9 protein-coding genes are annotated in these 8191 nt (G+C 65.0%); all 9 read left to right on the forward strand.

Going from position 1 to position 8191, the window contains the following annotated elements; all coding sequences use genetic code 11:
- Positions 1-1024: 4Fe-4S dicluster domain-containing protein (locus EN932_RS22670; RefSeq protein ID WP_128369078.1), on the forward strand; the 1024-nt coding region annotated here is incomplete at its 5' end.
- Complete coding sequence (gene nrfD, locus EN932_RS22675) at positions 1017-2396, forward strand: NrfD/PsrC family molybdoenzyme membrane anchor subunit (RefSeq protein ID WP_245459290.1); 1380 nt, start codon at positions 1017-1019, stop codon at positions 2394-2396. The genes EN932_RS22670 and nrfD, both read left to right, overlap by 8 nt.
- A complete protein-coding gene (locus EN932_RS22680) occupies positions 2393-2923 on the forward strand; it encodes a DUF3341 domain-containing protein (protein ID WP_128369079.1) in 531 nt (176 codons plus the stop codon). The genes nrfD and EN932_RS22680 overlap by 4 nt, the downstream gene beginning before the upstream one ends.
- Positions 2920-3462 (forward strand): cytochrome c, encoded by a 543-nt coding sequence (locus tag EN932_RS22685; protein ID WP_064995255.1) that lies wholly within the window; start codon positions 2920-2922, stop codon positions 3460-3462. The genes EN932_RS22680 and EN932_RS22685 overlap by 4 nt, the downstream gene beginning before the upstream one ends.
- Positions 3459-4616 carry a hypothetical protein gene (locus EN932_RS22690; protein ID WP_064995256.1) on the forward strand — a complete coding sequence of 386 codons (1158 nt, stop codon included), beginning with the start codon at positions 3459-3461 and terminating at the stop codon, positions 4614-4616. The genes EN932_RS22685 and EN932_RS22690 overlap by 4 nt, the downstream gene beginning before the upstream one ends.
- A complete protein-coding gene (locus EN932_RS22695) occupies positions 4609-5136 on the forward strand; it encodes a hypothetical protein (RefSeq protein WP_127366773.1) in 528 nt (175 codons plus the stop codon). The genes EN932_RS22690 and EN932_RS22695 overlap by 8 nt, the downstream gene beginning before the upstream one ends.
- A gap of 107 nt (positions 5137-5243) precedes the next feature.
- Positions 5244-6005, forward strand: coding sequence for an SCO family protein (locus EN932_RS22700; RefSeq protein ID WP_127366774.1), 762 nt, complete (start codon positions 5244-5246; stop codon positions 6003-6005).
- Positions 6002-6994: a cytochrome c oxidase subunit II gene (coxB, locus tag EN932_RS22705; protein ID WP_064995259.1), complete on the forward strand. Its 993-nt coding sequence runs from the start codon at positions 6002-6004 to the stop codon at positions 6992-6994. The genes EN932_RS22700 and coxB overlap by 4 nt, the downstream gene beginning before the upstream one ends.
- Positions 6991-8191 (forward strand): cbb3-type cytochrome c oxidase subunit I (locus tag EN932_RS22710; protein WP_164890575.1); only part of this gene is annotated, 1201 nt, incomplete at its 3' end. The genes coxB and EN932_RS22710, both read left to right, overlap by 4 nt.

The following is an 8191-nucleotide window of genomic DNA, read 5'->3' on the forward strand; positions in this document are numbered from 1 at the left end:
CCGCAAGGCGCCCGGTGCGGTGGCGCCGCTGGCGGCGGGATACGACGCTTTCCTTTTCAGGACCGCCGACGCGCCTTGGTTCGCTGACGGCGTCGCGCTCTCGCCGCGCGACGAAACGCAGCCTGTCGTCACCACCCAGCATCACCATGCGATGGAGGGCAGGGCGATCGTGCGCCACGCCTCGCTGGCGGAATTCGCCAGAAATCCGGATTTCGTGCGCGACGGCGTGCCGCCGGCGCCGGCCGAGTCCATTTACCCGGACTGGACTTACCACGAAGAAGCCTGGGCCATGTCGATCGACCTTTCGGCCTGCGTCGGCTGCATGGCTTGCGTCGCAGCGTGCCAAGCCGAGAACAACATAGCCACGGTCGGGCCGAACGAGGTCGCTCGCGGCCACGAAATGCACTGGCTGCGCATCGACCGCTACTATGCAGGGGAGCCGGAGGCGCCGGATACCTATTTCCAGCCGGTGCCGTGCATGCATTGCGAGAAGGCGCCGTGCGAGGTCGTCTGTCCAGTCAATGCCACCGTGCACACCCATGATGGGCTGAACGCGCAGGTCTACAACCGCTGCATCGGCACGCGTTATTGCTCGCAGAATTGCCCCTACAAGGTGCGCCGCTTCAATTTCCTTGACTATCGCGAGTTCGACAAGGGGGAGGCCGGCCCCGAGCAGGCGGCGCGCAATCCCGACGTTAGTGTGCGCTCGCGCGGCGTCATGGAAAAATGCACCTACTGTGTACAGCGCATCAGCGAAAAGCGCATCCACGCGCAGATCGAGAACCGCCCGATACGGGACGGTGAGGTGGTGACCGCCTGCCAGCAGGCCTGCCCGACGAGAGCAATCATCTTCGGCGACCGCAATCTCACCGACTCCGAAGTTTCGCGGGAGAAGGCGGCGCCGCAGAGCTACGGGCTTCTGGAAGACCTGAACACGCGTCCGCGCACCACGTATCTGGGCCGGATCGGCAATCCGAATCCCCGCCTCGCCGGCGCTTCCGAACCGGAGCCGGGCAATGGCTGAAGCGGCCACTCCCGCCCGCACGAAAAAAATGCCGCGGCGCCCGCCGGTGCTGGCCGGCCGGCACGATTTTCCCGAAATCAGTGGCCGCATCGCCTCCGTCGTGCTCGATGGGCAGTTGCCGCGCTATTTCTGGGCGGCATTTTTCCTTTGCTTCTTGCTGGTGCTGGTCTTCTTCTACTCGGTCACTTACTTGGTTGTAGTCGGCATCGGCGACATTGGGCTCAGCATCCCAGTCGCCTGGGGCACGATGATCTCCAACTTCGTCTGGTGGATCGGAATCGGCCATGCTGGCACACTGATCTCGGCCGTGCTCCTCCTGCTGCGCCAGCCCTGGCGCGCCTCGATCAACCGCTTTGCCGAGGCGATGACGCTGTTCGCCGTGGCGATGGCCGGACTCTACCCCATCCTGCATCTCGGCCGGCCGTGGTTCTTCTACTGGCTCTTGCCGCTGCCCAACACGCATATGCACTGGCCGCAATGGCGCAGCCCCCTGGTTTGGGATTTCGCGGCGATCGCCACCTACGCCACCGTGTCGCTGCTGTTCTGGTATATGGGCCTGCTGCCCGACCTTGCTGTGCTGCGCGACCGGGCGAAATCGCGCATCGCGCAGATCTTCTATGGACTTCTGGCAATGGGCTGGCGCGGTTCTGCCTTCCATTGGGCGCGCTACGAGCAGGTTTACTATTTGATGGCGGCGCTGGCGACGCCGCTGGTGGTGTCGGTGCATTCGATCGTGTCGCTCGACTTCACCTTCGCCATTCTGCCCGGTTACCATTCGACGATCTTCCCGCCCTATTTCGTAGCCGGCGCGCTCTATTCCGGCTTCGCCATGGTGCTCACCATCGCGATCCCGCTGCGCTGGGCCTTTTCGGTCCAGGACCTGATTACGCCGAGGCACATGGACAATGCCGGCAGACTGATGCTCGCGTCCGGCATGGTCGTGTTGTACGGCTATGTTACGGAGGCCTTTTTCGCCTGGTACTCTGGCGAGGCTTACGAGCGAACCATGATGGCCGAGCGCGCCTTCGGCCCCTACGCACCGTTCTTCTGGGTGATGCTCGCCTGCAATTGCGGCGTGTTGCAACTTCTCTGGTTCCGCCGCGTGCGGCTCAATATGCCGGCGCTGTTCGCGATAGCGCTCATCATCAATCTCGGCATGTGGATCGAACGCTACGTCATCGTCGTCAGCGGCCCGAGCCGCGATTTCCTGCCGTCCTCCTGGGGCGAGCAGTCGCTGACCTGGCTGGATTTCGGCATATTGTTCGGCTCTATCGGAACCTTCTTCGCGCTGGTTTTCTTGTTCGTCCGCATCCTGCCAGCGATCACCATCTTCGAGGTCGAGGAATTGGCGCAGGAGGGCAGGGGGCAATGAGCCTCTACGGCGTCATCGCTACCTTCGCCGATGCCGACGCCCTGACGGCTGCTGCCCACGACATGCGCGATCGCGGCTACAGCCGCATGGATGCCTTCTCGCCCTATGCGGTGAAGGGGCTGGCCGAGGAGGTACTCGGCATGAGGAAAACGCGCCTGCCCTGGGTGGTGCTGGCCGGCGGCATCCTCGCCGCGCTGTTTGCTTACGGACTGATCCTGTATTCGGTAGAGATCGACTACCCGGTCAATGTCGGCGGACGGCCGCTGCATTCCTGGCCGCCCTTCGTCGTCATCGCCTTCGAGGCCGGCATTCTCGGTGCGGCGACGGCCGGCTTCATCGCTGTGCTCGCCGCCAACCGGCTGCCGCAATATTACCACCCTGTCTTCAATGCGCGGAGCTTCACCTATGCGCAGGGCGGCAAGTTCTACCTGCTGGTCGAGGCGGCCGACCCGAGATTCCGCAAAGCCGTCGTCAAGGGGCAATTGACCAGACTGGGCGCCGAAACGGTCGAGGAGGTGGAGGCGTGAGGCCGGCGTTCGCCCTCGCGCTCGCGGCCGCGCCGGCGCTTGCCGGGTGCCAGCAGCAGATGGCCGACCAGCCGCATTACGAGCCGCTGGAGGCGAGCAGCCAGTTCGCCGACGGCGCCTCGGCGCGCATGCCGGTGTCGGGCACGGTGGCGCGCAACGCCGAGCTTGCACCGGTGCCGGATGCCATCCCGCAACCGGTCACCATGGCGCTGCTGAACCGTGGTCGAGAGCGCTTCGATATCTTCTGTTCGCCCTGTCACGGCCGCACCGGCGACGGCCACGGCATGATCGTTCAGCGCGGCTTTCCGGCCCCGCCGACCTATCATCAGGAGGCGCTGCGCCGCGCGCCCGACCGTCATTTCTACGATGTCATCACCAACGGCTACGGCGCCATGTATTCCTATGCCGCGCGCGTTCCCCCGGCCGACCGCTGGGCGATCGTCGCCTACATCCGCGCGTTGCAGCTTTCCCGTCGCGCCGCCGCGGCCGATTTGCCAGAGCCGCTCCGCACCAAACTCAACGCGGAGGCGACGCAATGAAGATCGGCCTCGACAGGATCGACCGGCCTTTCCGCTGGATGCTTGCCGTAGCTGCCGTCGGGCTGCTGCTGTGTATACTCGGGCTGCTTCTTGGCGCGCAAGCGACGATTTGTGGATGGGTCACGATGGCCCTTTTCCTGCTCGGCCTGTCGCTCGGCGCCATGACGATCATGATGATCCACGGCCTGACCGGCGGCCGCTGGGGCGATGCCGCACTACCGCCGCTGAGAGCCATGGTCGCGACCCTGCCGCTGGCGCTCGTACTACTTCTTCCCGTGCTGGTCCGACCCGACTTCGTCTTCCCCTGGGCTGCCGATCCTGCCGCTCTAACCGAGACGGCGCGCCACAAGCTCGCCTATCTGAATGTGCCCTTCTTCCTCGTCCGCTTTGCAGTGTGTGTCATCGTCTGGTTCGTGCTGGCCTGGTTCCTGCTGGGCCCGACCGCGACCGTTCCCGTCAAGACTGCCCAGCAGCGCCGGGCGAGAAGCATGGGCTGCGCCGCCGGGCTGGTGGTTCACGGCTTTGCCGTTAGCGTCTTTTCCACAGACTGGATGCTGTCGCTCGAGCCTAACTTCTATTCGACCATCTACGGAATGCTGGAAGCCTCAGCCGAGACGATCGGGGCCTATGCGGTGGCCGTGCTGGTGCTAGCCGCGCGACGTTCGATCGAGACCATGCCCGGTGGCGCGGAGCGCGTGGCGCTGAGCGAAGACGTCGCCAATATGCTGTTCGGCCTGATGCTGACCTGGGCCTACCTCGCCTTCATGCAGTGGCTGATCATCTGGGGCGGCGACTTGCCCGTCGAAATCCACTGGTACATAATGCGCACGCGAAACGGCTGGCAATTCGTGCTGTGGCTGCTGATTGCCTTGCAGTTCGTGCTGCCTTTCGCGGGCTTCCTCAGCCGCGACCTGAAGCGCAGCCATGCTGGCATCGTCTGGCTTGCCGCCATCACGCTCGCCGGACATCTTGCCGATGTGCTGTGGCGCGTCAGGCCGGCATTCGCAGGCTTTGGTCTGAGCTGGCCGGATCTGGCGGCGCTCGCCGGTGCCGGCGGGCTGTGGACGGCGCTCTTCGTGTTCGCGCTTCGGGAGCCGGAGCGCATCGCCGCCTGGCGCGAGCGGCTGGCGCGCGGGAGGTTCGCCAATGGCTGACGAACCTCGTTATCCCGAAACGCGGGACGTAGCGTCGCGCGCGCTGCTGCTGTTCGGTGGCGGGCTGGTGCTGTTCCTGGTCCTCACCGTGGTCGTGCTCAGGCTGATCTTCGACACCAATGCTTATTGGCCTCTGCCCGGCACGGCCTGGCAGGGCAATGAGGCGACGCCGGCCATGCAACGCTTCCCGGCGATCGACCTCGCCGCCTTCCGTGATCGCGAGGACAAGGAACTGGCCAAGCTCGGCTGGGTAGACCGCGCCGCCGGCATCGCCCGCATTCCCATCGGAGATGCGATGGAACTGGTGGCCAGGAACGGCCTGCCGGACTGGTCGCGGCAACTGCCTGCTCGGGCTGGGGAATGCGCTTTTCTCGGCGAAAACGTGCCCCGCGCGCCGCAGGCGGCGCGGTGCCAAGGCCAAGCGGGGCAGGGCGAGGCGAAGCAAGTCCAGCCAATGCAACCGCACGACGGGGTGTCGCCGTCAGGGATTGCATTGCCGCATGGTGGAGCGCAGCCATGATGCGGTGGTTGCTCCTCCGATGGCTATCATGCGAAATTGGTGCCTGCTCTTTTGCGGAAGGTGCACACCCACCCCTAACTTGTCCACACAAGAGGGAGGAGCTAGGGGTGGGAAAGCGCCTGACTGCGGCCCTTGCGCTCTTTTTTGCAGTCCTCACGGCCGCCCAAGCAGTCGAACGCCCCGCCTTTGATCCGAAGATCGGCGCGCAGCTCAGCCTGGACAAACCCTTCCGCGACCAGTCCGGGGCGACGGCCACGCTGGGCGACATCCTCGCCGGCCGGCCGGCGCTGCTCATCTTCGGCTACGACAGATGCCCGAACCTGTGCGGACTTACCCAGCAGGCGGTCGCTTCCGATCTCAACAAGACCGGTCTCGACCCCAGTAACTACCGCGCTTTGTTCGTCTCCATCGACGTGACCGAGACGCAGGAAGACGCTGCCGCCGCTCGCGCCGGGGTCGCTGACGCTACCGACGCGAAGGGCCTCTCTGCCTGGCGCTTCCTCACCAGTCCCGACGGCGCCGCCGCGGCCCTGGCGGCGCAGGCCGGCATTTCGTTCGACACGCGCCCGCGCATCGACCAATTCGTCCATCCGATCGCGGTTCTGGCGCTCACTCCCGGCGGACAAATCGCGCAGGTGCTGCCGGCATTGAGCTTCGAGCCGCGCGACTTGAGGCTGGCGCTGGTCGAGGCGTCGGCCGGCAAGCTTGGGTCCGTCGCCGATCACGTCTTCCTGCTATGCGCCGGCTTCGACACTTCGAAAGGCCAGTATACGCCGGCGATCTGGGCGGCGCTAAAGCTCGGCGCCGTCGCCACGGTGCTGGCGCTCGCCACCGCCGTCCTAGCTCTTTCCTGGCGGAGGCGGGCATGAGCTTCAACGTGCCCTTCGTTCCGCAGGAAGCCTCCTCGGCGGCGCCGCAGGTTGACGCGCTGTTTTATGCGCTGCTCGCCTTCAGCCTGGCGCTCGGCCTGCTCCTGACCTGCCTGGTCGTTGGCTACGCGGTCAAATACCGCGCCGGCTCCAGCGCCGATCGCACCGGCGAGCGTATGCGCACCCTGCCGCTGGAGATCACCTGGACCACGGCCAGCCTGCTCATATCGTTCGCCTTTTTCGGCTGGGGCGCGGCGCTCTATGTGCGCGGCGGCCACCCGCCACCCGACGCCATACAGATCGCCGGACTGGGCAAGCAGTGGATGTGGACTTTTCGCCATCCCGGCGGCCAGCGCGAGATTAACGAGTTGCATGTGCCGGTCGGCAAGCCGGTGGTGGTGTCGCTTGCCTCGCAGGACGTCATCCATTCCTTCTTCGTGCCGGCCTTCCGGGTCAAGCAGGACGCGGTGCCCGGTCGCGCCACCCATGTCTGGTTCACCGCCACTAGACCCGGCCGCTATCATCTCTTCTGCGCCGAATATTGCGGCACCCAACACTCGGAAATGGGCGGCTGGATCGACGTGATGGCGCCCGAGCAATATGCGGCGTGGCTCTCCGCCCAGGGCGAGAGCGAGTCGCTTGCGCAGGGCGGCGAAAAGCTGTTCCGCGCGCTCGGCTGCTCCGGCTGCCACGGAAACTCCAGCAAGGTGCGCGCGCCCGATCTTGCCGGCGTCTTCGGGCGGCCAGTGGCGCTCTCCGACCGACAGACGGTGGTCGCCGACGAGCGCTACCTGCGCGATTCCATCCTCAATCCCATGAAGGAGGTCGCTGCCGGGTATCAGCCGGTGATGCCCAGTTTCGAGGGGCTGGTAGACGAGGCCGAGCTGCAGATGCTGGTCGCCTACCTGAAATCGCTGTCGCCCAAAGGCGGAGCAGGTGCGGCGGGGCCTGCGGCCCAAGGCGCGGCGCAGCCGGAGGCGGTGCAATGACGAGCGAAGCGATGCAGGCCCAAAGCTATCTGGAGGAGGGCGCCGGACCGGCCGCCTGGCTTCTCACCACAGACCACAAGCGCGTGGCCTGGCTCTATCTAGTGGCGATCACCGGCTTCTTCTTTCTCGGCGGCGCCTTCGCCGTGCTGATGCGCATCGAACTCGCCTCGCCCGCAGGCGACCTCGTCTCCGACGACGTCTATAACCGGCTGTTCTCGCTTCACGGCATCATCATGGTTTGGTTCTTCCTGGTGCCGTCCATCCCCGCCACGCTTGGCAACTTCCTGCTGCCGCTGATGATCGGTGCGCGCGACCTCGCCTTTCCGCGTCTCAACCTGGCGAGCTGGTACGTCTTCATCTTCGGCAGCCTGTTCGCGATGTTTGCGGTGCTTGCCGGCGGCGTCGACACCGGCTGGACCTTCTATACGCCGCTCTCCAGCATCTATTCCGACAGCTACGTCTCGACCGCCGCCTTTGGCGTCTTGATCGTCGGCTTCTCCTCGATCATGACCGGCATCAACTTTATCGTGACCGTGCACAAATTGCGCGCCCCGGGCCTGACCTGGTTCAGGCTGCCCATTTTCGTGTGGACGCTCTACGCCACCGCCCTTGTGATGGTGCTGGCGACTCCGGTGCTGGCCGCCTCGCTGATCCTGATCGTGCTGGAGCGCGTCTTCGGCCTCGGGATCTTCGATCCCGACCTCGGTGGCGACCCGCTGCTGTTCCAGCATCTCTTTTGGTTCTACTCGCACCCTGCGGTCTACATTATGATCCTGCCTGGCATGGGGGTTGTGTCGGAAGTCATCCCCTGCTTTGCCCGCCGACCGCTATTCGGCTACAAGGCGGTGGCACTGTGCAGCATGGCGATCGCCATTTTCGGCTTCCTGGTCTGGGGCCACCACATGTTCGTCTCCGGCCAGTCGGCCTACGCCGGGGTGATCTTTTCCTTCCTTTCCTTCATCGTGGCCATTCCTTCGGCGATCAAGGTGTTCAACTGGGGCCTTACCCTGCGCAAGGGCGAGATCAGTTTCGAGACGCCGATGCTGTTTGCGCTGTTCTTCATTGCGCTGTTCACCTTCGGAGGGCTGGCCGGGCTGTTCGTCGCCTCGCTGGCGGTCGACGTGCACCTCCACGACACCTACTTCGTAATTGCCCATTTTCACTATATCATGGTCGGCGGCATGGTGATGGCCCTGT

Source organism: Mesorhizobium sp. M7A.F.Ca.US.002.01.1.1, assembly GCF_004022955.1.
Classification (GTDB): Bacteria; Pseudomonadota; Alphaproteobacteria; order Rhizobiales; family Rhizobiaceae; genus Mesorhizobium; species Mesorhizobium ciceri.

Excerpts from the sequence above, each read along its gene's own strand:
- nrfD (WP_245459290.1), top strand. The coding sequence starts at position 1,017 with ATGGCTGAAGCGGCCACTCCCGCCCGCACGAAAAAAATGCCGCGGCGC.
- EN932_RS22680 (WP_128369079.1), top strand. The coding sequence starts at position 2,393 with ATGAGCCTCTACGGCGTCATCGCTACCTTCGCCGATGCCGACGCCCTG.
- EN932_RS22690 (WP_064995256.1), top strand. The coding sequence starts at position 3,459 with ATGAAGATCGGCCTCGACAGGATCGACCGGCCTTTCCGCTGGATGCTT.
- EN932_RS22695 (WP_127366773.1), top strand. The coding sequence starts at position 4,609 with ATGGCTGACGAACCTCGTTATCCCGAAACGCGGGACGTAGCGTCGCGC.
- coxB (WP_064995259.1), top strand. The coding sequence starts at position 6,002 with ATGAGCTTCAACGTGCCCTTCGTTCCGCAGGAAGCCTCCTCGGCGGCG.